Origin of the sequence: Mycobacterium botniense (assembly GCF_010723305.1) — a bacterium.
In the GTDB taxonomy this organism is placed as follows: Bacteria; Actinomycetota; Actinomycetes; order Mycobacteriales; family Mycobacteriaceae; genus Mycobacterium; species Mycobacterium botniense.
This window is the reverse complement of record NZ_BLKW01000004.1, coordinates 1,953,647-1,979,187: the sequence shown is the minus strand read 5'-3', so window position 1 is coordinate 1,979,187 and position 25,541 is coordinate 1,953,647. Positions and strand designations below refer to the sequence as shown.

At 63.8% G+C, this 25,541-nt stretch carries 16 protein-coding genes, 2 pseudogenes and 3 riboswitches; of the genes and pseudogenes, 7 read left to right on the top strand and 11 right to left on the bottom strand.

The annotated features are described in order from the left end of the window. Positions 1 to 110: 110 nt before the first annotated feature. Positions 111 to 1,535, bottom strand: coding sequence for an MFS transporter (locus G6N08_RS19090; protein ID WP_163760027.1), 1,425 nt, complete (start codon positions 1,533 to 1,535; stop codon positions 111 to 113). 1,389 nt (positions 1,536 to 2,924) lie between these two features. Between G6N08_RS19090 and G6N08_RS19085 the strand changes: the two genes are divergently transcribed. The 3 genes and pseudogenes from G6N08_RS19085 to cysC all read left to right on the top strand — a co-directional run bounded on the left by G6N08_RS19085 (position 2,925) and on the right by cysC (position 7,671). After that, positions 2,925 to 3,884, top strand: a complete 960-nt coding sequence (locus G6N08_RS19085) for a fatty acid desaturase (protein ID WP_281352782.1) — start codon at positions 2,925 to 2,927, stop codon at positions 3,882 to 3,884. A 1,113-nt stretch (positions 3,885 to 4,997) separates the two neighbouring features. Further along, positions 4,998 to 6,450: pseudogene (locus tag G6N08_RS19080) on the top strand (MFS transporter). A gap of 504 nt (positions 6,451 to 6,954) precedes the next feature. After that, the gene (cysC, locus tag G6N08_RS19075; RefSeq protein WP_163760021.1) at positions 6,955 to 7,671 is read left to right on the top strand and encodes an adenylyl-sulfate kinase; all 717 of its coding nucleotides are present in this window, start codon (positions 6,955 to 6,957) and stop codon (positions 7,669 to 7,671) included. A gap of 122 nt (positions 7,672 to 7,793) precedes the next feature. Here the strand turns inward: cysC and G6N08_RS19070 are convergent, their stop codons facing one another. Beyond that, on the bottom strand, positions 7,794 to 9,101 hold the full coding sequence (locus G6N08_RS19070) for an ISL3 family transposase (RefSeq protein WP_163757659.1): 1,308 nt from the start codon (positions 9,099 to 9,101) through the stop codon (positions 7,794 to 7,796). A gap of 128 nt (positions 9,102 to 9,229) precedes the next feature. Here G6N08_RS19070 and G6N08_RS19065 point away from each other — a divergent pair, with 128 nt between their 5' ends. After that, positions 9,230 to 10,123 carry a sulfotransferase domain-containing protein gene (locus G6N08_RS19065; protein ID WP_246216874.1) on the top strand — a complete coding sequence of 298 codons (894 nt, stop codon included), beginning with the start codon at positions 9,230 to 9,232 and terminating at the stop codon, positions 10,121 to 10,123. A gap of 124 nt (positions 10,124 to 10,247) precedes the next feature. On the opposite strand, the gene G6N08_RS19060 is transcribed toward G6N08_RS19065, so the two are convergent. Genes G6N08_RS19060 through G6N08_RS19050 form a run of 3 tightly spaced genes read right to left on the bottom strand, consistent with a single transcriptional unit; the run spans position 10,248 to position 12,980 of the window. Further along, the gene (locus tag G6N08_RS19060; protein WP_163760016.1) at positions 10,248 to 11,408 is read right to left on the bottom strand and encodes a PPE family protein; all 1,161 of its coding nucleotides are present in this window, start codon (positions 11,406 to 11,408) and stop codon (positions 10,248 to 10,250) included. Between the two features lie 21 nt (positions 11,409 to 11,429). Further along, a complete protein-coding gene (locus G6N08_RS21135) occupies positions 11,430 to 12,680 on the bottom strand; it encodes a PPE family protein (protein WP_281352781.1) in 1,251 nt (416 codons plus the stop codon). A 9-nt stretch (positions 12,681 to 12,689) separates the two neighbouring features. Further along, positions 12,690 to 12,980: a hypothetical protein gene (locus G6N08_RS19050; RefSeq protein WP_163760013.1), complete on the bottom strand. Its 291-nt coding sequence runs from the start codon at positions 12,978 to 12,980 to the stop codon at positions 12,690 to 12,692. Between the two features lie 1,365 nt (positions 12,981 to 14,345). After that, a riboswitch (Fluoride riboswitch) is annotated at positions 14,346 to 14,407 on the bottom strand. Positions 14,408 to 14,707: 300 nt separating this feature from the next. On the opposite strand from G6N08_RS19050, the pseudogene G6N08_RS19045 reads away from it, so the two are divergent. After that, positions 14,708 to 16,101 (top strand): annotated as a pseudogene (locus G6N08_RS19045) (IS1380 family transposase). A gap of 164 nt (positions 16,102 to 16,265) precedes the next feature. Here G6N08_RS19045 and G6N08_RS19040 read toward each other — a convergent pair. The 6 genes from G6N08_RS19040 to G6N08_RS19015 form a co-directional block, all read right to left on the bottom strand. Continuing rightward, positions 16,266 to 17,669: a PPE family protein gene (locus tag G6N08_RS19040; RefSeq protein WP_163760010.1), complete on the bottom strand. Its 1,404-nt coding sequence runs from the start codon at positions 17,667 to 17,669 to the stop codon at positions 16,266 to 16,268. A gap of 72 nt (positions 17,670 to 17,741) precedes the next feature. Then, positions 17,742 to 18,986, bottom strand: coding sequence for a PPE family protein (locus G6N08_RS19035; protein WP_163760007.1), 1,245 nt, complete (start codon positions 18,984 to 18,986; stop codon positions 17,742 to 17,744). Positions 18,987 to 19,835: 849 nt separating this feature from the next. Then, a complete protein-coding gene (locus tag G6N08_RS19030) occupies positions 19,836 to 20,168 on the bottom strand; it encodes a DUF732 domain-containing protein (protein WP_163760004.1) in 333 nt (110 codons plus the stop codon). A 42-nt stretch (positions 20,169 to 20,210) separates the two neighbouring features. Next, positions 20,211 to 21,533, bottom strand: coding sequence for a PPE family protein, SVP subgroup (locus G6N08_RS19025; protein WP_163760001.1), 1,323 nt, complete (start codon positions 21,531 to 21,533; stop codon positions 20,211 to 20,213). A 12-nt stretch (positions 21,534 to 21,545) separates the two neighbouring features. Next, on the bottom strand, positions 21,546 to 21,845 hold the full coding sequence (locus tag G6N08_RS19020; protein WP_163759998.1) for a PE family protein: 300 nt from the start codon (positions 21,843 to 21,845) through the stop codon (positions 21,546 to 21,548). Between the two features lie 434 nt (positions 21,846 to 22,279). Further along, positions 22,280 to 22,341: riboswitch (Fluoride riboswitch) on the bottom strand. Between the two features lie 214 nt (positions 22,342 to 22,555). Further along, positions 22,556 to 23,113: a histidine phosphatase family protein gene (locus G6N08_RS19015; RefSeq protein WP_163759995.1), complete on the bottom strand. Its 558-nt coding sequence runs from the start codon at positions 23,111 to 23,113 to the stop codon at positions 22,556 to 22,558. 543 nt (positions 23,114 to 23,656) lie between these two features. Next, positions 23,657 to 23,731: riboswitch (Fluoride riboswitch) on the top strand. Between the two features lie 208 nt (positions 23,732 to 23,939). Here G6N08_RS19015 and G6N08_RS19010 point away from each other — a divergent pair. Next, positions 23,940 to 24,860 carry a respiratory chain complex I subunit 1 family protein gene (locus G6N08_RS19010; RefSeq protein WP_246216814.1) on the top strand — a complete coding sequence of 307 codons (921 nt, stop codon included), beginning with the start codon at positions 23,940 to 23,942 and terminating at the stop codon, positions 24,858 to 24,860. Beyond that, entirely contained in the window at positions 24,857 to 25,540 is a 684-nt protein-coding gene (locus G6N08_RS19005) for a hydrogenase (RefSeq protein WP_163759989.1), read from the top strand. The genes G6N08_RS19010 and G6N08_RS19005 overlap by 4 nt, the downstream gene beginning before the upstream one ends. Position 25,541 lies beyond the last annotated feature (1 nt).

The window sequence follows — 25,541 nt, the reverse complement described above, 5'->3', positions numbered from 1 at the left end:
ACAAAATTCCGCGCCACTCGGGTCGGCGATGAGCCCCGAGTGAAACACCGAGCCGCTGGCAACCGAAGCAGGTTCCGCCTCAAGGGGCCGAGCGACCACCGCATAAGTGGTCACGCCTTAACCCGTTCTGGTGCACTTGGCTGCTGCGGACCGGGTGCGAGCTTGTGTGCGCGGTGCGGGCGGATGTAGCGCACCCAGGCCAGGACGGCGGCGCCGATGTAGCACACCAAGAAGATCCAGAATGCCGGCGTCTCGGTGCCGGTGCTGTTATAGGACTGCCGCAGAACCAAGTTGATCCCCACACCGCCGAGCGCACCAAACGCTCCCGCTAATCCGATCAACGCACCCGACCTGACACGCGCCCAATTACGGCGTTGAGCGTCGTCGAGGCCCAGCGCGTAACTGCGGGCTTCGAAGACCGAGGGGATCAGTTTGTACACCGCCGCCTTACCTATCCCGGTGAGGATGAACAATGCGATGAAGCCAATCACGTAGCCGGTCATGGTTTCGGCGGTCACGGGTCCGCCATGGGCGCGGGTAAGGTCATCGTGAGCGCTCACGACGACCAAAAAACCACCCGCGACGATTGCCCCGGCGAAGGCGCTGAGGGTGACGCGCCCGCCGCCGAAGTGGTCGCTTAGTCTGCCGCCGACGATGCGGGCCAGCGACCCCAGCAATGGCCCGATAAAAGCGATCTCGGCCGCGTGCAGCGCGGCCTGCCCGTTGGTTTGCCCACTGGCCACGAAGTTGTGCTGCAGTACCTGACCGAAAGCGAAGGCGAAACCCAAAAACGACCCGGAGGCGCACAAATACAGAAACGAGATCACCCACGAGTCCAACACCGGCACAATTGCCCGCAAGTTGGCTATCGACAGACCAGCGCGGTGCGCGACAACATTGTCCATAAACAGGGCCGCCCCCACACCCCCGATGGCCAGCAGCACCAAATAGATCGCGCATACCCAGTAGGGCGCCTCATGCCCAGCGGTGGCCAGCACCACCAATCCGACCGCCTGGATACCTGCCGACCCGAGGTTGGCCATCCCCCCGGTCAAACCCAGCGCAAAGCCCTTGAGCCGCTGTGGATACAAACCGTCGGCCTTGGCCAGCGACGCCGAATAATTACCACCACCCAATCCGGTCAACGCCGCACAGACCAGATACGGCCACAACGGCCAACCAGGATGCGCCAACAACACGATAGCCCCACAGGTGGGAATCAACAGCACCACTGAGGAAAACGTCGTCCAGTTGCGCCCCCCGAACCAGTTGGCCGCCAGCGTATAGGGAATCCGCGCCAGCGCCCCGACCAGTGACGCGGTGGCGTCGATCAAAAGCTTGTCACCGGTGGAAAAACCGTAGACCGACTGCGGCATAAACAGCACCATCACCGACCACAAATACCAAACCGAAAAAGCAACATGCACATTCACGATCAACCAGAACAGATTCCGGCGAGCGATCGCATTGCCGCCGGCCTCCCAAGCCACAGCGTCTTCCGGATTCCACTCCGTGATATGACGCGAACGTGTCATGCGGTAGTTCCTTTCACAGGCGACAGTGGTGTGACGGTGAGTTATTCCTTGATGCATTCGCTGTCCGCGTAAGGCGTTCGCAGGTCTGGTCGGCATCGAGCGTGAGGAGCGGTGCTCACCGCAGTGAGCGATAGCTTCCTTTGCGGGCGCACACCATGCGAGCGAGGTTGGCAGCCAAGCGGTGCGGTGTTCCCCGGTGGGCGTCTGGGCCGCAGCGTCCGCCCATACACCATCGCGGACCTGTGAATCACAGCGGCGTCCGATGGGAATAGTGAGACGAGCCATCGAGCGCAGTCGGCGTCAGATCACGTTGTCCGGGCGCGCTAATCGGTTGACGGATCGATGAGTCCGTAATCGGGCAGTGACCAGTTGTCACTGTGCGGTGCTCGGCGAGACCGCCCCGCCGGTCGTCTTTATGGTCAGCTAAATGGGCGGCTGCCTGAGCGCAATCCAACGTGCGAGACGACACATGAGAACGCGCTACGGTGCCACCGGCCAGGATGGCCGATACGGTGCCGACGGACTGAGCGCGGCAATCAAAAATCCCAATCGGGAAAATCGGCGGAAATCGAACAGCCACCCATGGCCCTCCCCGTCACATCAGCTCCAAATTAGCCATCCGATACTATCTTTCCCGCAGGTCTGTCGGCCCTTGAGATGCGGCACGCATTTTATGGGATATGTCACGGCCATCATTGCCTGAGCCGGCTGGATGCTGGTGTCCTGCACACCGGATACAGTGAAACCTGCAGGCGATCATGCGGCAACGTAACCCGGCTGATGCACAGCACATTTCCAGCGGACTTTTACAGTATGTGCAGCGAGGTATCTCCACACCGGGTTCGCACCAGAATTTTTTTCCGCCGCTGGGGGGCAGGTCAGCTCGGTATTGGCGGCTGGCGGCGCCGACTGCAGCGGGATGTTACCCGGGCGCCGGCGCCAATGGCGTGGGGTTCTCCCGGGGCCGCAGTGATGTCAAGTCGACGGTTGTGCGGTGAACTGGATGCGGCGCCAATGGCATGCGGAATTCGGTGAGCGGCCACGGCAGGGATCCGCAGCTATGTCCACCGCCGCTAGGGGTTAACCTCAGCTGTTAACCTAAGCTGCGGCCCCTGGCCGGCACCTGCGGGTCCGAAATCCAGACGCCCTGACCGCAACCTACCGCCGAACTGTCGGCGCCAACCGTCGTCCAGGTTATCTCGCGGTGGGCCGGGAGAAGTTTGCGCATTGCCGCCTCAACCGGGGTTGATAGTGCCCCGAGTTTGCGCCACGCGTGTTGTCATTGTCATTTGATGACAAAGAGGCATGGTATAAATCCAATCTGTGGAGTCTCCGTCTGCTGAACTAGACCTCCAACCGAAAGTGCAACCCGCAGCAGGGCCAAACTCGATGGCGCCTCTACCGGGTGATGTTCGTGGGTTTCCTGCCCCACGGAAAACGACGCCTATTTTTGCGGTCCCGACGATCGGGATATATCTGATCGGATTCGTAGTGTTCGTCATTTCGACGATCGCCGCAATCCACGAAAAGGCACCGATATGGGTAATAATACCTGTGAATACCACCGTGACTTACCTGATGTTCACGGTGGTGCATGAAGCGATACATTGTTCGATCAGCACAGCGGGTTGGGTCAACGCGGTGATGGGACGGCTCGCGTGGGTATTTGTTGCACCGATGTTTTCGTTTTCATCGTTCACATTCATTCACCTTGCTCATCACCGCTACGCCAATGATCAGGAAAACGATCCGGATGTCTTCGCAACTCGTGCTCCGTTATGGCAGCTGCCGTTTCGGTGGGCATTCACCGACGTGTTCTACGCGGTCTATTACACGCGGCGCCTGCGAACTCGGCGGCCAGCGTATGAGCTCGCCGAGACGGCTGTGATGTCGAGCCTGTGTATCGCGGTGGCAAGTGCGGCGGCTATTACTGGGAACTTGTGGACCCTCGCTGCGATAGTCGTGATCCCGCAGCGCATCGGCATCATCGTACTGGCCTGGTGGTTTGACTGGCTGCCGCATCACGGCCTGCGCGATACGGCAGTTGACAATCGCTACCGCTGCAGCCGGGCTCGCGTCGGGATGGGGTGGCTGCTCACCCCGCTGATGTTGTCGCAGAACTACCATGTTGTGCACCACGTGCATCCGTGGATTCCGTGGTATCGATATCGAGCGACGTGGCGGGACAACGAAAACGCGTACGTGCGGTGTGATGTCGTGATAGAAACTGTTTTAGGTCGTCCCCTCACTGCCCAAGGGTTCATGGAGTGGAAACGGCGGAAAGCTCGTCGCTGTCGGCTGCGCAGATCACAAAAAGGGGAAACGGCTTTCGGGCCCGCCGAGTGCTGATGAGGTAGCGGTGCGGGGCGCGGTAAACGGGCGTTCGGGAGAGGGTGTCGGCGCGCCGGGCGATGTGCATGTGTCGCTTGATGGGGAGCAAGAAAGGCTGAGTGTCGACCGTGCGGGCGCAGCCCGGAGCGGCCACGTCGCAGCGATCTTGGCCGCGAACATCTCGTTTACCACCGCGATCCCACCAGTCTGGCTCGTCGCCGGAAGTCCTTCGGGTGGCATCGGGTTGTCTGGCAGCCCACCCGGTATCTCCGCGAAGACCCGGGCATCTCTGCGGGGCCGGGATGCCCGGCTGGATGTAGCGCCGGTGAAATCAGCTGTTAATCGGCTGTGCATCGGCAATGCTGAGTTGTCGAGCGACCGCTAGTCGGTTTACCCTCGAAAAAGTGAAGTCGTACTGACAGGATGGTCAAGCCATCAACTGTCAGCGCGAGATGGCGGTGGGGCTCGCCAGAACCGTACGTCACATTGACGGCCAACGGTCCCTGTGAAGCAGATCAGCCGGCTGATCAGCTGTGTTCAGCCACATGGGACGCGGAGGAACAACAAAGTGGCCGCTCGATGTTCACCGGTATCTCCGACAGCGGTTGTGGACTCCTGCGGCCGGTTTAAACCCCTGGCGCCGACCAGTTCGGCCGGTGCCCGGCGATTTGGGCTCCCTTGCGGCGATCGGGCTGCCCTCGGATCGATCGGTCTCGATGGTGAGGACCACGGTGTCGGTGCGGGCGGGACCACCGCGCAGGTGAATCCCCCGATTGCGGAGCCGTTGACGTGCCCGTCGCCCGCAGTTGTCCGCCCGGCTGAGTCAGCGCTGCGGATTCTCAATCACGGACTCGACGAGCCCTGGTTGACCGCCCACGCACGTGCCGTCCTCACGGCAACAGCCGCCAGGAAGTTCGGCCCGCACGTTGGACAACCATTGTGGCTGATGAGCCTCGTCGGATGGCGATCCTTGCTGCGGGTTCTACGTGGCGATGACCAAACACCGCCAAACCGAGGTTGTTCCGATTTGGTAGATGCGGAATCATTGACCACCCTGACGCGAACCGCGGTTCCGCTTCTTGCGAGATGGGTTGACGGCTAGGCCGGATAGCTCGGAAAGGGAAACACCGTATGGTGCGTACGCGCATCACGGAGTGGAATCCGGAAGACGCTGTGGCTTGGGAGGCCGGCGGCAATGCGATCGCTCGCCGGAATCTGTTCTGGTTGATCGTGAATGTGCATGTTGCTTTTTCGGTTTGGTATTTGTGGTCGGTGATGGTGCTGTTTATGCCGCAGTCGGTCTACGGTTTTTCCACCGGTGACAAGCTTTTGATCGACGCCACCGCGTCACTGGTCGGGGCGCTGGCGCGGATTCCCTATGCACTGGCGGTCAACTGGTTCGGGGGGCGCAACTGGACGACGTTTTCCTCAGTGGTGCTGTTGATTCCCACCTGTGGGGCTATCGTGTTGTTGGCGCATCCTGGTTGGCCGTTGTGGCCGTATCTGGTCTGTGCGGCGTTGACCGGATTGGGTGGTGGTAATTATTCGGCGTCGCTGGCCAAGGCCGACGGTTTGTATCCACAGCGGCTCAAGGGCTTTGCGCTGGGTTTGACCGGGGATGGCCAACCTCGGGTCGGCAGGTATCCAGGCGGTCGGATTGGTGGTGCTGGCCACCGCTGGGCATGAGGCGCCCTACTGGGTATGCGCGATCTATTTGGTGCTGCTGGCCATCGGGGGTGTGGGGGCGGCCCTGTTTATGGACAATGTTGTCGCGCACCGCGCTGGTCTGTCGATAGCCAACTTGCGGGCAATTGTGCCGGTGTTGGACTCGTGGGTGATCTCGTTTCTGTATTTGTGCGCCTCCGGGTCGTTTTTGGGTTTCGCCTTCGCTTTCGGTCAGGTACTGCAGCACAACTTCGTGGCCAGTGGGCAAACCAACGGGCAGGCCGCGCTGCACGCGGCCGAGATCGCTTTTATCGGGCCATTGCTGGGGTCGCTGGCCCGCATCGTCGGCGGCAGACTAAGCGACCACTTCGGCGGCGGGCGCGTCACCCTCAGCGCCTTCGCCGGGGCAATCGTCGCCGCAGGATTGGTGATCGCGGTCAGCGCCCACCACGATCTCACTCATGGTCCGCGTGGCCCGGTGACGCTATCGACGATGACCGGCTACGTGATTGGCTTCATCGCATTGTTCATCCTCACCGGGATAGGTAAGGCGGCGGTGTACAAACTGATCCCCTCGGTCTTCGAAGCCCGCAGCCGTGCACTGAATCTCAGCGATCTTGAACGCCAAGACTGGGCGCGTGTCAGGTCGGGCGCGTTGATCGGATTAGCGGGAGCGTTTGGTGCGCTCGGCAGTGTGGGGATCAACTTGGTTCTGCGGCAGTCCTATAACAGCACCGGCACCGAGACGCCGGCATTCTGGATCTTCTTGGTGTGCTACATCGGCGCCGCCGTCCTGGCCTGGGTGCGCTACATCCGGCCCCAGAGAGCTGACGTCGGGCTCCGGAGAGTAGGCGTGTCGGCAGCACACACACCTGAAGCCGACCAGGCCACGTCGACAAGAGCGAGAAGGGCGCAATGAGCAGTCAAAACCGTGACCACCTGATCCGCATTCTCGATGATCGGACGCAAATCGCTGTCGATCAGGACGGCCGTCGTGGGGAGCGCCGATCATGACCGGGGCAGGAAGAACATGTTGCCGATGTATTTCGCCGCTACCCGGTCTGAACGTGAGTCCCGTCGAGCGCAAATCCCTCCGGTTACTGGAATGGGATGTGGCGACGGGCGGTGAAAGTTTATCGTCGACGTCAGGTCACTCGAAGTCAGGGGCGATGATCGTGAACGAGACGAGATTCGCTGCAACGCAATTTTACTATTCTAGTGTTGACGCCGGTCGACGTGACCGGGCTGCTGATTGTGTGGCCATGGCAAGTGGTCCCGCTGATGGAGCGGTACGTATTTCGTCAGAGCCCCGCACTGCGCGAAGCGACGACGGGGCCAGCTCGAGGCGGTCGGCAGCATATGTTGCGTATTCCGCCACCACCGGCTATCCCCCGGGGGCTCTCCGTGGCGAAAGAGGTTCGATATGAGTCCTGATATTACCTGGCATCCCCAGAGCGTTACGCGCAGTGAACGAGAGAGGCTCAATGGTCACAGGGGATGCGTTATCTGGTTTACCGGGCTGAGCGGCTCCGGTAAGAGTACGGTCGCGAATTTGGTCGATCGGAAACTTTATGAGCGGGCAGTGCGGAGCTATGTGCTGGACGGGGACAATGTACGCTATGGGCTCAATGCCGGCCCCGGAATACTTGAAGAGCAGCATGGAAAAGACTTCGCGCGGCGTTTTGGGCTCGGATTTTCAGCCGAAGACCGCGAAGAGAATATCCGGCGGATCGGCGCGGTTGCAAAGTTGTTCTGTGATGCGGGAATCATAGTGTTGGCTGGATTTATCAGTCCATATCGGCGTGATCGTGACAGAGTGCGGGCCAGTCTCGGCGATGGGGATTTCATCGAGATTTTCATCGACACCCCCTTAGAGGTATGTGAAAAGCGCGATCCTAAGGGACTCTACAAGAAAGCGAGAGCCGGAGAGATTAAGGGATTCACTGGAATTGATGATCCCTATGAACCTCCGCTCAACCCAGAAGTGAAACTTGAAGGGGCTAAGAAGGATCCAGATTCGCTGGCGAACCAAGTTCTTTCATACCTTGAGAAGGTGGGAGTTGTCCCGCCCTTTTCGGAGTATCGAGAATCTCGGGGAGAGAGTGCCGAGGTGTTCTCCAGGGGAAGACCGGAGTTTTAGAATTGCGGCGAATTTCAGTCGGTGCGATAGACGTTCGTATCGTTGGTTTACACGGAGAGGAGGACACGCCGTGAGTAAACAGCTCATCACTCCGGCCAGGGTGTTCAAAGATTACCGGCTCTTCATGATTGAGGGTGTAGTTGGGGTCTGAATCCGCCGGTTTCTAGTAGTGATCGGGCGATGTAGTTGGTGAGGTTGCGAAATCCGAAGGCGGAGCCGCGCAGGTGTTCGAGTCGGCCGTTGATGGCTTCGGTTGGGCCGTTGCTGGTTCCAGGCCGGTCGAAGTAGGCCAGGATGTCGCCGGCCCGTTTCTTCAACGTGCGGCCCAGTGTGATGAGCTCGCGCAGGGCTTTGGGGACGCCACGGCTGAGGGTGTCGATCACGGCCTGCATCATCGCGCGGCCCTTGGCCCGGTTGGGTTCGCGGTAGGCAGCGACGGTGCGCTGATAGATCGTCCAGGTGGCTTCAACCTCGACATGGGCGTCGGCGGCGAACAGGGCGTGCAGCCGGATCTTCTGTTTGTCGGTGAGCAGGTCGGCGCCGGTGTGTAGGGTGTGCCGGCAGGCGTAGAGCGGATCGGTTTTGCGGCCACGGTGCCCGCAGGTGTCCAGCTGGACGCGGCGTCGGCACTCATCGAGGGCGTCACCGGCGAGCCGGACCACATGGAAGGGGTCCATCACCGCGACCGCTTCGGGCAGTTCGTCGCTGGTGGCGGTCTTGAACCCGGTGAATCCGTCCATCGCAACGACTTGCACGCCGTCACGCCAGGATTTGGGCCGCTCAGCTAGCCAGGTCTTGAAGGCCTGTTTGGAGCGTCCTTCGACCATGTCGAGCAGCCGAGCAGGACCGGTTCCGTCGCGCACCGCGGTCAGATCGATGATCACCGTGACGTGCTTGTCGCCTTTGCGGGTGTGGCGCCACACGTGCTCGTCGACGCCGATGACGCGCACACCGTCGAACCGGCCGGGATCGTCGATGAGCACGCGCCGGCCTTCGGCCAGCACCGCGCTGTTGGCGGTGTTCCACGACACCCCGAGGCCTTCAGCGACTCGTGCCACGCTCAGGTGTTGACACACCAGGGCTTCCAAGGCCCAACGCAGAGCCCGTCGCGACAGCTTGGCCCGCGGCTCGGCCGCAGCACTGCTGTCTTGGCGCCACACATGCGCACAGCCGGCACACCGGTAACGGCGCACGGTGACCAGCAAGGTCGTCGGCCGCCACCCGAACGGCTCATGCGCCAATTCCCGAGTGACGGTGTCGCGGGGGGTGCCCTGTTCCCCGCAGCGGCGACACCACGAGTCGTCATCGACGATCCGGCACGCCAGCACCGCCCGATCAGCCTGCAGGCGTTGGCCGGTCACCTCCAGCCCGAGCTCATCAAGGCGGCAGAACATGGTCAGATCGGGGCAAGCGAAGGTAGCGTCAGGCACGTCGAGGTCTTCTGATAGGCAGTATGGAAACTCCCATCATCAGAAGACCTCGACCCCTATCCCGGCAGCGACGCGCCGACCACCTCTACACCCTCAACTGCGAAGAGCCAGATTACCTATCTAATTCGATGGTGTGGGAGGATTTCCTGGCGCAGGGTGGTTTTGTTGAGGGGGATATTGTTGTCGCGGATCCGTTTAAGGCGGGTACCACGTGGACTCAACGGATCATTCAGCAGATATTGCACAACGGGGAGGAGAAGGGTGAAGGGCTTTCCGATACGTCTCCGTGGCTGGATTCCAGTTGGGGTGATCACGCCAAGATGCTGACGGTGTTAAAGGAGCAGCGTGAGGCAGGGATTCGGCGGGTGATCAAATCGCATCTGCCGGCGGATGCGCTGCCGATTGCTGCGGAGGCCCGGTATGTGTTCGTCGGTCGAAACGGGAAAGATCTGGGGATCAGCTTCCATAACTATCTGAAGAACTTTTCGGATGAGACGATGTCGACGATCAACCGGATACATGCCAGCTGGTGTCCGGAGCATGTGGATCTGGTGATTCCGGCGAACGTGCAGGACTTCTTCGACGTGTGGCTGGATACCGATGGGTATGGCTGTTGCGATTTGTTTGATGTTGTGAGCTCGTGGTGGCGGCTCCGGGATGAGCCCAATGTGCTGCTGGTGCACTACCAGCAACTCAAAGATGATTTGCGGCGCGAAATCGCGCGGCTGGCGCGGTTTCTCGGCATCGATCCCGCATCGCTGCGTATGGATGCCATTGTTGAGCATTGCTCGTTTGAGTATATGCGGGCCCGGGCGGAGAAGATGGCGCCGTTTGGTGGGGGACACATGTCGGATGCGAAGGCCTTTTTCCACAAAGGGCCGCAGCGCGATTACCGTGCCGAGTTGAGTCCGGCGCAGATTGACCGCTTCGATCGCGCCGCGGTAGCGAAGTTGGGTGCCCGGTGCGCGCACTGGCTGGAAACCGGTGAAACCGTTTCTGATCAGCGCGCCGGCGACCGGTGACCGCGGTGGTGCACGGGCACCGGAGCAGCGCGCATCCGGTGCGCGCCGAACCGGTCGGGCAGTGCGCGGGACCTTGACGTGCCCGCGCCACTGTGCAGGCGGTTGCCCTCTTGCCCGGCAGGGGTCATCCCCCAGCGGGGGAGCGAGGGATAACTTTGCGGCGGGGCTTGGCTGCCGCGGCGCTGACCGCGCGTCCCGCCAGGCTGCCCATCAAGGTCTCGCCGAACACGCCACCGGGTATGCCGACCGCGGCGTCCGGCGCGGTCCCGGCAGCCGGAAGCGTCAGGGCCGCCGGGGTGATTTCCGGGGCGGCAGTAGCGGCCCAGGTCGGGGGCACCGACAACAGGCTGACCTGGCTGGCCCGGCCCATCACCGCTGAGGCTGCTGACGTCGTCGACGGTAGCGGAATCCCGAAAATTGGCGCAAATGGCCCGATCCCCTGGGCGAAATCGCGTTGGGCGCTCGAATACCAGCTCGTCAGCCTGGCGCCGAGTGCGGTAAGTCGCCAGAACTCGTCATTGGTTGCCTCGGCCATGTTCGCGAGGGTGAGGGTTTCGAACCCGTACGCCGTGACGGGCTCCCCGGCGATCACAGGGACCACGTTGGCCGACGACGAAGACGCCGAGGATGCCGAAGCGGGCGAGGCGAGACTCTGTAGGGCACTGGTAAGCCCGGACAGAGCGGTGACATTCCGGGCGTGGCCGGCGCCGGTCGCGGTGGCCTGGGCGACTGCCGCGGCCTGGGCGGCCTGGCCCGCCGGATCGGTGGTCCGGGGTGGTTGGCTGAACGGGGTTAACCGGGTGGCGGATGCCGAAGAGCCGGCATAGCCGTACATCGCCGCGGCGTCCTGGGCCCACATCTCGTCGTATTCGGCCTCAGTTGCTGCGATCGCCGGGCTGTTTTGGCCGAAGAAGTTGCTCGCGGCCAGCGCTGCCAACTGTGCCCGGTTGGCCTCGATCAGCGGCGGGGGCACCGTGGCCGCGAACGCCGTCTCGTAGGCGCCCACGGCAGCTTTGGCCTGGGCCGCCGTCTGCGCCGCCCGGGCGGCGGTGTCGTGCAGCCACGCCACATAAGGGGCGACCGCACCGGCCATCATCGTCGACGCGGCACCCCGCCATCCCGTACTGGTCAGGTTGGCAATCACCGATGAGTAGGTGCCCGCTGAGAAACTCAGCTCGTTGGCGAGCCCATCCCAGGCGGTCGCCGCGGCCAGCAGCGGCCCCGACCCGGGACCCGAATACATTCGGGCGGAGTTAATTTCAGGTGGTAATGCTCCAAAATCCATGTCTGGACTCCTTTCTCAGGATTACGTGGCCGACCGTTCAGAGGCCGGGTTGCGTACGATCACCGGTTTGGATTTGTGGCGCGGGGAATCAGCAGCAGTTTTCGACAGGGAACTCAGCAGCGACTGACTGAATGCGCTGCCCGGCATCGACTCTGGCGGCGCGGGACCGGCATCGGCGGCGACAGTGCCCGGGATCGCGAGCGCGGCGGGGCGGATCGCCACGGGCTCGCCAGCCCAGCTCGGTGGTACTGATAACGATCCGACTGCCCCGGCCTGGCCTATTCCCGCTGATACCGAGTTTGTTGACCCGAGGCCGGCGGCGAGTTTGCCGGCCATCCGTTCCGCGAACCGGGCGGCGGCATCGGCTTCCCGGGTGACATTTTCGTTGATCTCCCCGAGCCTCGTGCCGAGGTTGACCTGCGAGTTGGAACGGTAAAAACCCCAGTTCAACATCTGATACGGGTAGGTCATCGCTGATTGCCCGAGGAATGTCGGGCCCAGCAGACCGTTGGAGCCGAAGATAGATGTCGAACCAGTCAGCGACGTCGAACCAGTCAGCGGTATCCAACTAATTGAGCTCGTCGAGGTGGCCGCTTCGGTTGAGGGTGACGACGCCGACGATTCCGGTTGTGGCAGCAAGTCCGTAAGCCCGGACGTGAGCCGCGGCAGCGTCGGCATCCGGGTCACGGTGGCGTTTCCGGCCGCACGGGCGACCGCGCCGGCCTGCATGTCCAACCCGGCCGGGTTGGTGGTCGGGGGTGGTTCGTTAAACGGGCTCAGTGCGCTCGCGTGTGCCGACGCGCCGGCGTAGCCGTACATGGCGGCGGCGTCTTGGGCCCACATCTCGGCGTAGTGGGCCTCGGTGGCCATGATCGCCGGGGTGTTCTGGCCGAAAAAGTTGGTGGCGACCAGCGCTGCCAGCAGCGCCCGGTTGGCCGCGATCACCGGCGGGGGCACCGTCATCGCAAACGCCGCCTCGTAGGCTGCGGCGGCCTCTTTGGCCTGCATGGCGGTCTGTTCGGCCTGGGCGGCGGTGCTCTGCAGCCAGGCCACGTAGGGTGTGGCCGCGGCGGCCATCGCCGCCGAGGTCGGCCCTGACCAGCTTTGGCCGGTCAGCCCCGCGATCACCGAGGAGTAGCCGGCCGCGGTGGTCTCCAGCTCCACAGCCAGCGCGTCCCAGGCCGCCGCCGCCGCCAGCATGGGCCCCGACCCGGGGCCGGTATACATGCGCCCGGAGTTGACCTCCGGCGGCAACAACGCAAAATCCAGCATCGATACTCCTCAGACGATGGTCCGGCTGCGGTGGAATTTCGATGATGGGCGGATGAGCCTCAGCGGGCGCCGGCCTTCGACGTCGCGGGTCTGGCCACGAAACACCGAAGTCATCGCGCCGACGGTGTTGGTCACAGGCAGGCTGGATGGCTCGTCGACGCGCAGCCTCGTCAGCGTCTCGCTGACGCCTACGCGCGGGCTGGCCGTGCCGGAGCGGGTGGGGTGGAACGTCTTAGTCCAAGTCGCCACCGCATCCTGAGTATCCGGCGCGTCGAGACCGGAACGTTCGATCATTCTCACCAGCAACGATCTCCTTTGTGTAGCAAGCCAATCTGAGCTTCCCCTCGACAATCGCGCGACATCAGCAACCGAAACGCCGCCAACAGAGCGCGGGCGGAATTCTTTGTGACACGCATAAATCGATCCGGTAAAGCTCCCGGGAGGTTGCTGCGCGACAGCACTCTGGCCTCGGCAACCGTTGCTGCGCACAACGCTTTCCGAGGTCGGCTTTGGTTGTGTGAGCAAATCAACTCCCTCATTCGCTGCGCTGGTCGAAACGGCAAACACTGGTCATCGATCGAGATCACCCGACCGCTGGTCGTAACCTAACGAGCACGCCATGTGGGAAGCATGGACATCGGCACGCACCCTCGCTAACCCGGCTACCTATGAAACCACCAAACTATATGCGCTCGAGCGCGCTTAGGGCGCAAGGAAACTTGGGAGTTTGCTGAGAGCTAATTGTGGGTGAATTTGAATCACCGTGAGCAAAAACCTTACAGCACTTTACCGATACGAGCGCCACCATGCCCGTGCAGTTGCTGCTCGGACTGCGGTTCACTGAGTTTTGGCGAACTCCTCGGTGCATCAGGAGTTTTCTGCGGTGTAACGTCATCCCTGCTCCCGTGCACAGATCATTGGCGGCATACCCGAACCGGGCTGGAGGCCGTCGTCGCTGCTACTCGGCATGACCGTCCGACGTTCGACCCCCGGTTCAGCTCGGGTTGAGAATTCGTTTGGGGGACTTCGGTCGTCGGGTTATACGCGGCGTGGGTTTCTAACGACCGGCCGGTGCCCGGGGGTGCGCAGCATCATGCTGGGTGTTCTGCATCCCACACCGGTGCCGCATCGACGACAGTCGAAACCGACTGTCGTCGATGCGGCACCGGGCCGGGCTAGGGGTGGCCCCTGTGGGCGGTGCACAGGTTACTGGTCCGGAGGAGCCCGCCGAGTGCCAGGCGGTCGGTTCGTGCTCACCGGCTGTCGGGGTCGGAACCGGCCCCGAACCGGGTCCGGCGAGCATGCGTTCCTTAGGCGATGTGTGTAGGTCGCGTGGCACAACCTCGCCGAGCTCTTTGGAGCTGGGCGAGGTTGTTGGTCACACCCAAAGCCCGGCTGGCGTAAGAGTTGCCGGCACGGGGCGGCGTGCCGCCGGCGCTTGTCGAGGCGCGCGATCGTGGACGAAGCGAACGCGGCTGATCCTGAGCCGGGTCCGCGGCGCGTAAAACACGTAGCTGGGCCGACATTCTCGGACCTCACCGACGGGCGAACTCGAGACCAGCAGAGACGAGCCGCCGGTGGCTGCTGTCCTGAATAGGCGAAACAGCCTTGGTGTGTGAGGATGATGTGCGCACCGCTTTTTTTCACAGCCCCACCAGACCTAGTCGTCAGATAGGGGCCATTAGCCGGGCACGGCGGTTGCGGCGAGCCCCATCGCCGCAACTGACTGTAGCCGACAACCGTGCACCGTGGGTGGAGGTATCGTTGGAATAAGCTGGAAATAAGCTGTGCACAAGACGGTTTGACCGAGCGCCACCACTTGAGCCAGTCAGGCGTTCGGTGGCGGCAGCGTAACGGCTGGCGCGCCCTCCACGTCAGATACCACCAGTCCTCTCGTATTCGTGCTAATCCGGATTTTTCGCGGGATGTCGATGTAGCTGGGTGTTGATACGCGAAAGTGCCTGTCCCGCAGTGGAGGATCTACTTATCTAAGGAAGATCGGTGCATGCGTGAGAGGCACTTCGCAAGTGACGGGTATCGCGGTGGCACAGCGGGTGAAAGTATCGGCGGACGGTTGTGGGGTGGTCTCGCACGCCGGGATGGGGCTGCTGCGGGAACTGGCCGATCTGACGGGGTTGTCGGCCCAGGTCACGGCGGTTTTGGCGGATACCGACAGGGGGCTGTGGACTTATGCCCCGGGGGCGGTGTTGGCGGATCTGGCTGCTGCGGTGGCTGATGGGGCGGATTGTATCGACGGAGTCGGCCGGCTCTGTGAGGATCGTGAGCATGTAGTCGGGGCCAAGGGCTCCACGACGACGATGTGGCGGTGCGTCGATGAGCGTATCGACGCCGCCCACCTGCCGAAGGTTCGCGCCGCACGGACGGCTGCGCGGACGGGGGCCTGGGCTGGCGGAGCCGCCCCCCGGCTGGTGCGCCCCTCTATATCGACATCGACGCCACGGTGGTGATCGACCATTCCGACAACAAACAGGACGCGGCCCGACGTGGAAGAAGTCCTTCGGTCATCACCTGCTGCTGGCGTTTTTGGACCGCCCGGAGATCGCCGACGGTGAGGCGCTGGCCGGGCTGCTGCGCAAGGGAAACGCCGGCTCGAACACCGCCGCTGACCACATCACGGTCCTTGAGCAGGCATTGGATTCGCTACCGGCGCATTGGCGTCCCGACCCGCAGAACCCGGGCGGACCGGCGGTGGTGGTGCGCTCGGATTCGGCGGGGGCCACCCACCGATTCGCCCAGGCCTGCCGCGAGCGGGGGGTTGGGTTTTCCTTCGGGTTTGCCGTCGACGCCCGCGTCTGGGATGCCGTGGACACCCTGCACCTCGGCGAGGGCTGGTATCCGGCGATCGACTCCGAGGGGCAGATCCGGGACGGGGCGTGGGTGGCCGAGGCCACCGGTTTGGTCAACCTTTCTGCGTGGCCTGCCGGGACCCGGCTGATCCTGCGCAAACAGAGGCCCCACCCGGGGGCGCAGCTGCGCTTCACCGACATCGACGGCATGCGCTTCACCGCCTTCATCACCGACACCGCACCCGGGGCCGTGCCCGGCCAGCTGGCCGGGCACGAACTACGCCACCGCCAACACGCCCGCGTCGAAGACCGCATCCGCCAGGCCAAAGCCGCCGGATTGGCAAACCTGCCCTGCCATGATTTCCAGTCCAACAGCCTGGCTCGAGATCGTGCTGGGCCCAGCCGATCTGGTCGCCTAGGCCCAACTGATCGGCTTCACCGGCACACCGCAGCTGGCCCGCTGCGAAATCCACGCCTTCCGCTACCGGGTGCTGCACGTCGCGGCCCGCATCACCCGCGGCGCCCGCCAACTTCGGCTGCGCATCGACGCCACCTGGCGCCAGGCCGCGGCCATCGCCACCGCCTGGCAACGCCTCCGCGCCGCCTTCCCCTGACAACCGCAAACCCGCCCCGACGACCCGAAAGACCCGCGGCCCTGGGAAAGCCCGCCCACCCCGGCGACACGGGACGGTCAAACACCCCAAAGCCCAAAATCGCAATCGCTCACCAATTTTTCATGGTTCAGCACCCCGAAACCCACCGCTGCGAAAAATCGAGGTTAAAGCGACTGTGATTTCGGAGGTTTCATTTTCGCTGTGCCCCCTTTGACGTGCACCGCATGGATGCCGGGTTTTTTCCGCAGCTCGGCCAGCAGGCCGTCGAGATGTTCAGAATCGGTGTGCCAGTGCTGCACGGTGTCTGGTTTTTCAGCCATCGCGGCCACGATGCGGCGGAGAGTCTGCGGCGAATCGCCGTCTTTGAGATTTTTGCGCTCCTTGATCGGGGCACCGCGCCCTTTGGTGCTGCCGTTGGTCACAGCGCGGGACGCTGCGGTACCCAGTGCGCCCCCGGCCATCCCAGCCAGGGCCATCCCGCTGACCAGGCTTCCCTGGCTCACCGCGGTCGCAGGAACGGCCCCGTGCGATGTTCCCGACAAGACGGCGGCGACCGTTCGGATCGCCGGGGTGGCTGCCGCCCAGCTCGGCGGAACGGCCAGCCCGCTAATGAAGCCGGCCTGCCCCACACTCGCCGAGACCGCCGACCCGGTTCCCACGACAGGCACAGTCGGGCCAAGGCCGCCCGCCAGAGCCGGGCCCGCCGCACTGCCGGCTCCCACGGCTATGTCTGACAGGCTTCGCCCCCCGATGACCAGGCCCATGATGGTGGTGATCAAGGCGTCGTTCGCGACGAGGATCGCTTTGGGTATCGTCTCCACATTCGCGGCGATCGTTGCCAATGGCGACGAATTCAGACTGCTGAGCAAACCCGTGAGCGAAGAGAGCGGCGACGGAGTGTCTGCGATTCCCGCGGGACCCGCAAGGCTTTGCAGCGCCCCCGGTGTGGCCGTGGTCAGCTGCGACAACAGCGAGGGGGTGTTCGTCCCGGCCGACAGCGCGGTGGCGTGGGCGACCGCGCCGGCCTGACCTGCGGCAGCGGCTTGGCTGGTCATTGGTGCAGGCGGATCGAACGGCGACAATGTGGCGGCGGCCGCGGATTGGGCGGCGTAGGTGTACATCGCTGCCGAATCTTGGGCCCACATCCCGGCATAGCGGGCTTCGTTCGCCGCGATCGCCGCGGTGTTTTGACCAAAGATGTTGGTTGCAATCAGCGATGCCAGTTCAGCGCGGTTCGCCGCGATGACCGGCGGGGGCACCGTCGCCGCGAACGCGGTCTGGTAGGCGGCCGCCGCCGCCCTGGCCTGGCTGGCGGTCTGCTCAGCTTGCGCTGCGGTGGTGATCAGCCAGGCCACGTACGGCGTCGCTGCGGCAGCCATGCTCACCGAGGACGGGCCCCGCCACGCCGCAGTCAACCCCGAGACCACCGACGAGTAGGACGCTGCGGTCGAGCGCAGTTCAGCGGCCAGGCCATCCCAGGCCGCTGCAGCAGCCAGCAGCGGTCCCGATCCCGCGCCGGTGTAGATGCGAGCAGAGTTGATCTCAGGCGGCAATGTTGCGTAATCCATTGCGAGACTCCTTGTTTGATCGAAGCCGGGAGGGGCTTTTCGGTCGTTGGCAGCAGTAGGGGGCGCTGGTGTTCATTCGTCGAACTCGGGGATCACAAAGATGTTGACGGTGGTGGCGACTTCCTCAGCCGCAGCAAAGCCGCCGCTCATGCCGACGGACCGGGCAGTGTCAGCACCGGTCCCCACGATGGCCCGTCCAGCCAGACCAGACAGGGTCATACCGCCGACGAGGGTGCCCGGGGTGTCGGCTGTCAGCGAAGCGGCAGGCGCGGCCGGGCCGGCCGGTGTGACCATCGCAGCCGCCGTCTTGATAACCGGGGCGGCCGACGCCCAGCTTTGCGGCACCGACAATGACCCGAGCAGGCCCGCCCGGCCCATCCCGGCCGACACGGCCCCAGTTGCCGGCCCCGCCAGAGGCGTCCCCGCACCGAACCCGCCCGGCAGCAGCCCCGCGCCGGCAGCGGCCGGGAGCGCAGATACCCGCTCGGCGGCACTGGTCAGATTCGCCGAAACCTGCGGCAGCAGGTAGCTCTGCACCCCCAATAGCTCAGGCACACCGCCGATGGAGTACAGCGATAGCGGTGATAACGGTCCGGTGATAAAGCTGTCCATCGTCACCAGCGACGACGACGGGTCGGTCGCCGCCGCGGGGGCCGCAGCCGACACCGGTGTCGCCAGGCTGTGCAACGACTGCGGCACCGCAGACATCAACTGCGGTAACGCCTGCACGTGCGTTCCGGTAGCCGTGCCGGTAGCCTGGGCGACCGCGGCGAATTGCGCGGCGCTCCCCGCCGGGCTGGTGGTCGGCGGCGGCGGGTCGAACGGCCGCAGGTGCGCGGCGGTCGCCGAAGAGGCCGCATAGCCGTACATGGCGGCCGCATCCTGGGCCCACATTTCGGCGTAGTGGGCCTCGGTCGCCATGATCGCCGGAGTGTTTTGTCCGAGAAAATTCGTGGCGATCAAGGCCATGAGTTGTGCGCGGTTGACGGCGATCGCAGTCGGCGGCACCGTCGCCGCGAACGCGGTCTCATAGGCGGCGGCCGCAGCCCGGGCTTGCATCGCGGTGCTCTCGGCCCGAGCAGCGGTCGCGCTCATCCACGCGGCGTACGGCGCGGCGGCAGCTGTCATCGCTGCCGACGACGGACCGCGCCACTGGGCGGCCAACCCCGAAACGACGGACCCGTACGATGCTGCCGCGGAGTGCAACTGTGCGGCCAGCTCATCCCAGGCCGCCGCCGCGGCCAGTATGGGACCTGATCCGGGACCGGCATACATGCGGCCGGAGTTGATCTCCGGTGGCAACAGCCCGTAGTCCATTTTTTTCCTCACCTCCCGATTGAGCTGCGGTCGCGTTCGCAGTCAGCGCGGACGGAGTCAGATCCGCAGTGAACCAGATTGCTTCCGCGAACTTTTCTCACGCGATGTTCGGCGTGTGGCTGCAAACCGGTGATCTCCTCTCCGCGATGGTGCTTACCCGAACGTGGACTCGGTTGTCCCGGTTCTCGTGAACGACCTTTCGATGCGTGATGATCGGATTGCCGGGCTTCTGACTGAATGCGGCAAAACCTTCGGCCCCGCTGCAGTGGCCGCTGTGGTGATTGTCCGCGTAAATGGTGTGATCAGTGTTATTTTTGCCGATTTGGCGTGCACTGTCCGGGCATTCCGGCAAGGGTGTCGCGAAGACCGGGTGGACACGTGACGGTGAGGCCGGCTGGCCCGGAAGCACCGTCCGGCCAGGATAGCTGCGAGTGTTACGAATTTCTTCATGCTCCAATCGTTTTGGTGAGCACCTGAGTAGCCAGTGCGATGACCACGATGGCCGGCGTGGTGTGATCGATTCACGGCGGGGTTAGAGACCGTCCGGGACAGTGGGCAGCGCGTTTAGCCATCGGGAAAGCTCTTGGCGATCTCCGAAATCGTCGACCGGCTGGCGTATGTCGCTGCAGGTCGGTGAAGACCTCGTGGTGGTCAGCGATCGCCGAAATTTCGGATAGCGGGGCGTAGAAGAATCGGCTCAGATCGTAGTCTGGGAACCCTGCTGTGATCGCGTCAACGATGGTGTCTCGGTGTAAGTCGCAGAAGCAATCCGCGGCGGTCTCGGCGTGGGCCGTCGCCGCGCTGCGCGGGAACAGGATGCTAGTCAAGCCCGCCATTTGCCGGTCACGGCTACGCGCCGGTCTGGGCATGGGCCCAATCCATCACGTTCTGGTACTGGTCTGGGCACAGTTCGCTCGCGGCGGCCCCCACAACGGTCCCGGCGTGACGACCGCTGAAACCACCGGCGTTTTTGAGCATGTCGATCGTCGACCGCACCGGCGTGCCGTTGCGCAATGAGTCGCAGGCAGCGTAACCCCAATGGAGGGCGTCCTCGGGCGACATATGGCTGACCTGAGCCTTATCCAGCCGGGCCAGGTATCCCGACTCGCTGGCGGCGGCGGGCGCGGCCAGACACACCGCGGCGACGGCCAGGCCAGCGGCGAGCGTTGCTCCCTTGAGCATTTTCAGGCCTCCTGTGACTGTGACAGAGAAATCGAGGTGTCATCAAGCACCGAGAACACGCCGTTTCTGCTCACTGAATTCCTCTTCGGTCAATATCCCGGAATCGCGGAGTTCAGCGAGTTCGCGCAGTTCAGCAGCGAGAGAGCTCACTCGACTGCCCGCCGGCCGCTGTGGATCGGCAGGGCGTGCGCGGCTCGTCGTCTCGACCCGCTCCGCGCGCCGGCCCAGGCCCGTCGTGCCGCCCAGGGCGCGCCCGGCCATCCCCGCTACAGCCATGTCGCTGAACAGGTTTCCCGCGCCGCTCGGTGCGGCCGCAGGCGCGGCGCCGAGGCTCGTGGTTGGCAACTGCGTCGCGACCAGCCTGGCGGGCAAGGCGGTGACGGTCCAGGCTTGCGGCACCGACAACGCCCCGACCATGGAGGCCCTGCCCATGCTGCCAGACACCGAAGTGGCAGTGCCCACTCCCGGGGCCGCCGAGGACATCGGTCCGAGTCCGCTGACCGGTCCCGCCGCTCCGCCACGAATCGCCCCTTGGGCCGCTTCGCTGGCCGCCAGCTGCTCGGTGACAGCTAACCCCGTGGCCGAGTAGCTGGCCGAGGTAAACGACGCGGATGCGCTCGTCGTCGACGCACCCACGGCGGCGCTCGCGGCCGGAATGTCGACCGACGCCGGAATCGCGGCGAGCACGGACACCGGCGCCGCGGCCGAGGATACCGCCGTCGGCGCTGCAAGGCTCTGCAGCGCTTGCGGGATTGCCGACATGAGTGCCGCGGACTGGATCCCTGCCGACGTCCCGGCAGCATGGATGACGGCAGCAGCCTGGTTGGCCGGTCCCGCCGGATTCGTGGTCGGCACAGGCGAAGTGAACGGCGTCAACGCCGAGGCCGCAGCGGAGTGGCCGGCGTACCCATACATAGCGGCTGCGTCTTGGGCCCACATTTCCGCATAATGGGCTTCGGTGGCTGCGATCGCCGGGGTGTTCTGGCCCAGCAGATTCGTGGCGATCAGCACCATCAACAGGCTGCGGTTGGCCGCGATCACCGGCGGCGGTACCGTCATCGCGAATGCCGCCTCGTAGGCGGCTGCTGCAGCCCGGGCCTGGGTCGCGGTCTGCTCGGCCTGTATTGCCGTGGTGCGCAGCCATTCCAGGTAGGGAGCGGCGGCGGCCGCCATCGACGCCGACGCAGGCCCTAGCCACGGTCCGGTGGTCAGCCCGGAGATCACTGACCCGTAGGCAGTCGCCGTGGAGTGCAGCTCGGTCGCCAGTGCGTCCCAGGCCGCGGCAGCGGCCAGCATCGGTCCCGAACCTGGTCCCGCATACATCCGGCCAGAATTAATCTCCGGCGGTAACGTCCCGAAATCCATTGCGCTGCTCCGTTAGCGAACTGCGATCGTATTGGCGGCTTCGCTCGCCGCGTAGGAACCAGCACTGGCGACGAGCGTGCTGACAAACATCTCGTGAACGGCTGCGGCCGGGGCGCTGACCCCTTGATACATCTGCGCGTGCGCGCCAAACTGCATGGCAGTCATTGCCGACACCTCGTTGGCCGCGGCCGGGACGACTCCGGTAGTGGGGAGCGCTGCGGCCGTATTATGCGCGTTCATCTCAGCGCCAATAGCGTGCAAGTCACTGGCGGCTGCTGCCAGCATTTCCGGTTGGGTCGTGACAAAAGACATGGTCATCCTCCGATAAAGCACCGTGTCGGGGGGTGTCGAGCAGGTTGATTCGTGCGCCCTCGCCCGCACCGGCGGTCCCGAATCCCGTTGGTGGAATCCATTGATGAACACCCGGTGGCGAGCATGCCGCTATGGGTTTCATGGTGCGTGGGCGGCAGTCGCACGCAGCGGTTTCGGGGAGACCGAAAACGATGGAAACACAGTAAAATTCGCGAACCACGTGGCGGCGCCGATTCAGGACTGCCGCCCGCTGGTGGGACGCGTGACGCAACACCGCGGGTGCGCCGGTAGCGAGCCGATACGTGGACTTGGCTTCGGCCCAGGGAAATCGGTGCTGCCGACGTCTCGCAATCCGCTATCACGCCGGAACGAAAGATCGCGACTCTGATGAAACACGCCACTCTCGCTGTCACCTCCTCCACCACGTGTCATCGCACGGGGTAGAGGCTATTAGCCAGAGGTGGCGGTTGTGGCGAGCCCCATCGCCTGCCTTTAGGTTAGCCGAAAGCTAATCCATACGCAAACATCCGCGCGGTGCAGTGGCGTCCGGGGCGTTGACGAGCCATGGCGGCATGAGGCGGGGGATCGCCGAACCGCGAATGTCGCCGACCGTGCCGGGAGATCTGTCGGGGTATCTGTCAGGCAAGAGGCGTGTCTAACAAAGCATTCCAAGAATCGTCGTGAGTCCACCGTCGCATTCGCGCGGCAGGCTATTCGGGTTTCCGGTCGTAGGCATCCACCCGCCACACACCGTCGATGAGGCTGAGTTGGTTCCAGCACGCGGTTCGCTGGCCCACGTGGCTCAAGGACGGATCGAGCCGGGCCAGCAGTGCCCGATTGAATGCGTCATGCGACACCAGGACAATAGCTTGCTGCCTGAATTCGCTGACCAGCTCCAGAAAACCGCGGTGCGCTCGCTGGGCCAGGGACGCGAGGGACTCGACTCCAGGAGCCGATTCCACGCTGCCGTAGCGGTGTTCGACCTCATCGGGACGTAGGCCAGTGGCCGATCCGTAATCACGGTCAATGAGCCGACCATCGACCGTGACCGGCAGTCCGGCGGCGGCAGCGATGGCCTGCGCGGTCGCAACGGCGCGTTGCAGCGGACTGGAGACCACCGCGCCGGGGCGTTTGCTGGCGAGCGCATCGGCGAGTCGTGCCGCTTCCGCGGTACCGACGTCGTCCAACGGGGGGTCGCTGTGTCCGCGCAGTCGCCCGTCGGCGTTGAAAGCGGTACGCCCGTGCCGGGCCAGGTAAACGCGTCTCACGCCGCTGGTCACCGCGCACCACCCGGGGATCCGGTGGCGAGATAGAGGGGGCGATTACTGCGGTGCAATCGAGTTCGTCCGGCCGTTCCCGCCGCCACAAGGCCCACGGCCGCTGAGAGAGCGGAATCGGGCTGTTGGACGGGGGTTATCGGCCAGACCGCGGGGAACCCGCCATGCGGAACAACCACGCCGAACTCCTCAGTGGCCTGCCTGAAAACCATAAGCCTTTCGCGTTCTCGATTGCGAACAACTTCGCTGAAGCGGGTCTGAGCGACCCGCTCGGAGGCGGTCCTTGCACGCACGTCAGCGACAGCGGGATCAACGGGCTCCAGTTCCCAAAATAGCCCACGCCCTCGACTGAGGTTCTGGTTTGCCGACGACTGTCGCGGGGATCACCGCGTCGGTGCGGTGTTCGACATGGCGGGATACCCGGGTCAGGAGCGGCACCACAGCGACCACAACCAGTTGGATTTCACCGAGTCAGCCGGCTAGCGCCGGGGCGCACATCGCTGTCGGCTTGACCAAACGGAGCGCCATTGGTTAACTGGGGTTGGCGATGGAGCCCGCCGGGAGCACGTCTTCCGAACCGCCACAAGGGCTGATGGCACCTGCGAACTGAGGAGTCGCAGGTGTCGTGTGCCTTTTTTCGGCCGAGCCTGGTGCGGCGACCGTTGCGGGGTGATGATCGCGGTACCGAAATCCACTTCGGCATGATCTGCTGCGACGCTACTGTGCGCAAGTCCCGCGGGGCGGAGGGCAGTCAGCGGCACCTGAAACGCCGTGGCCGATGATGGATCTGCCGTTACCGCTTGTTCAGGCTTGTCAGGTGCTCACGGTCGCGGCGGGCGCGCCGGGCGTCAGCGGGTTCATCGCGTGGGCAGAGGCGCGGCTGCGAGGTCGCCGCGGTCCCCGGATTCTTCAGCCCTACTTCGATGTGGTGAAGCTTTTCGGCAAGGAATCCCTGGTTCCGCGTGACGCCAGCGTGCTCTTCCGTCTCACGCCGGTGGTTTCTTTCGCGTGTTATCTCACGGTTCCGATGCTTATTCCAGTGCTGACCAGCTACCCGCTGCCGCTCGGCTATATGGGCGATATCCTGGGCGGCGGACTGATCCTGGCGTTTGCGAGCTTCCTGATTGCTGCTGCAGCAGCTGAAACCGGTGATTCCTACGCTCAATTGGCGTCCAGCCGCGCGAAAACGTTCGCCGCAATCACTGAACCGGTCATGCTGCTGGTCTTTTTCACGGTGGCACTAATAACGCGAACCGATTTTCCCTATGTTCTCAGCGCCACACTGCGCAGCGGGCCCAATCAGCTCGTGCGTCCCGCGCACCTGCTCGCCTCGGCTGCCCTATTCATGGTGATCCTGTACGAGACCGGGCGGATACCTATCGCGACGCACACCGGGACAACAGAATTTGGAATGATTGAATCTGGCTGCACTTTCGAGTACTCCGGACCTGATCTAGCTCTATTGCAATGGGGTTCCGCGGCCAAACAGCTGGTACTTTATGCGATATTCCTCAATGTTTTCGTCGCCCCATGGGGTCTGGCGTCGAACAGGTCCGCGGCCGGGGTTGGGCTCGCCATCCCGGCCATGCTGGCTAAGGCTGCGCTGCTGGGGTGTGTGGTGGCCGTGCTGGACAACAGTTACGCGAAGTTGCGTCTATTCAAGATTACTGAATTCGTCTCGGCTGCATTGTTGTTGGCGGTATTGGCTGTGCTCAGCCTCTACCTTGGAGGCGGATGACTATGTTGGCGTACACGCAGGTGGTTCCCACCGTCTTCGGCGGAACAGCCAGCACATTAGCGCTGCTTGTGCTGCTCTTGGAGTTCGGGATGCTGCGCCAGGCACTACTGCGCGGGCAGGTGCGCCTTTATGCCGCCCAATCGTTGGCAGTCAGTGTGTTGGCCGCAGTGGTCGCTTTCGGCCACAATGTTCCCGAACTGTACGCTCTGGCTGTTCTTTCGCTGCTTCTCAAAGTTATCGCGGTGCCAGTGCTGATCGTTCGCCTGCTCCGTGAAGCCCCCGACGCCATCGCGGACAGCGGTGCGGTCGGTGTCGCCAACGCTGTGCTGATCTCGATCGCAGTCGCCACGTTCGGGTTTTTCGCTGTCGGGGCGCTCGGGATCAGTTCCGAAGTGCTCCCCACCATCGCGTTGAGCCTGGCAATGTCGGTTGTGCTGGTCGCGTTCGTCCTGATGATCGTTCGTCGCGACGTCGTCAGCCAGGCAATCGGTTTCTTCTCACTGGAAAACGGGGCTTCGCTGGCCAGTTTGGTAGTCGCCGCGGGAATGCCGCTTCTGCTCGAGGTAGCGTTCTTGTTCGATCTCTTGGTGGCAGTTGGGGTATTCGGACTGCTGGCGCGTACCCATCACCGACGGGCACAGACATTGTCCACCGCAGCACTTGATCGGCTCAGGGGGTAGT

Coding starts and splice junctions, on each gene's coding strand:
- G6N08_RS19040 (WP_163760010.1), bottom strand. CDS start 17,669: ATGGATTACGCAACATTGCCGCCTGAGATCAACTCTGCTCGCATCTAC.
- G6N08_RS19020 (WP_163759998.1), bottom strand. CDS start 21,845: ATGTCTTTTGTCACGACCCAACCGGAAATGCTGGCAGCAGCCGCCAGT.
- G6N08_RS19085 (WP_281352782.1), top strand. CDS start 2,925: ATGGCGCCTCTACCGGGTGATGTTCGTGGGTTTCCTGCCCCACGGAAA.
- G6N08_RS19065 (WP_246216874.1), top strand. CDS start 9,230: ATGGTGTGGGAGGATTTCCTGGCGCAGGGTGGTTTTGTTGAGGGGGAT.
- G6N08_RS19090 (WP_163760027.1), bottom strand. CDS start 1,535: ATGACACGTTCGCGTCATATCACGGAGTGGAATCCGGAAGACGCTGTG.
- cysC (WP_163760021.1), top strand. CDS start 6,955: ATGAGTCCTGATATTACCTGGCATCCCCAGAGCGTTACGCGCAGTGAA.
- G6N08_RS19035 (WP_163760007.1), bottom strand. CDS start 18,986: ATGGACTACGGGCTGTTGCCACCGGAGATCAACTCCGGCCGCATGTAT.
- G6N08_RS19030 (WP_163760004.1), bottom strand. CDS start 20,168: ATGCTCAAGGGAGCAACGCTCGCCGCTGGCCTGGCCGTCGCCGCGGTG.
- G6N08_RS21135 (WP_281352781.1), bottom strand. CDS start 12,680: ATGCTGGATTTTGCGTTGTTGCCGCCGGAGGTCAACTCCGGGCGCATG.
- G6N08_RS19060 (WP_163760016.1), bottom strand. CDS start 11,408: ATGGATTTTGGAGCATTACCACCTGAAATTAACTCCGCCCGAATGTAT.
- G6N08_RS19005 (WP_163759989.1), top strand. CDS start 24,857: ATGACTATGTTGGCGTACACGCAGGTGGTTCCCACCGTCTTCGGCGGA.
- G6N08_RS19025 (WP_163760001.1), bottom strand. CDS start 21,533: ATGGATTTCGGGACGTTACCGCCGGAGATTAATTCTGGCCGGATGTAT.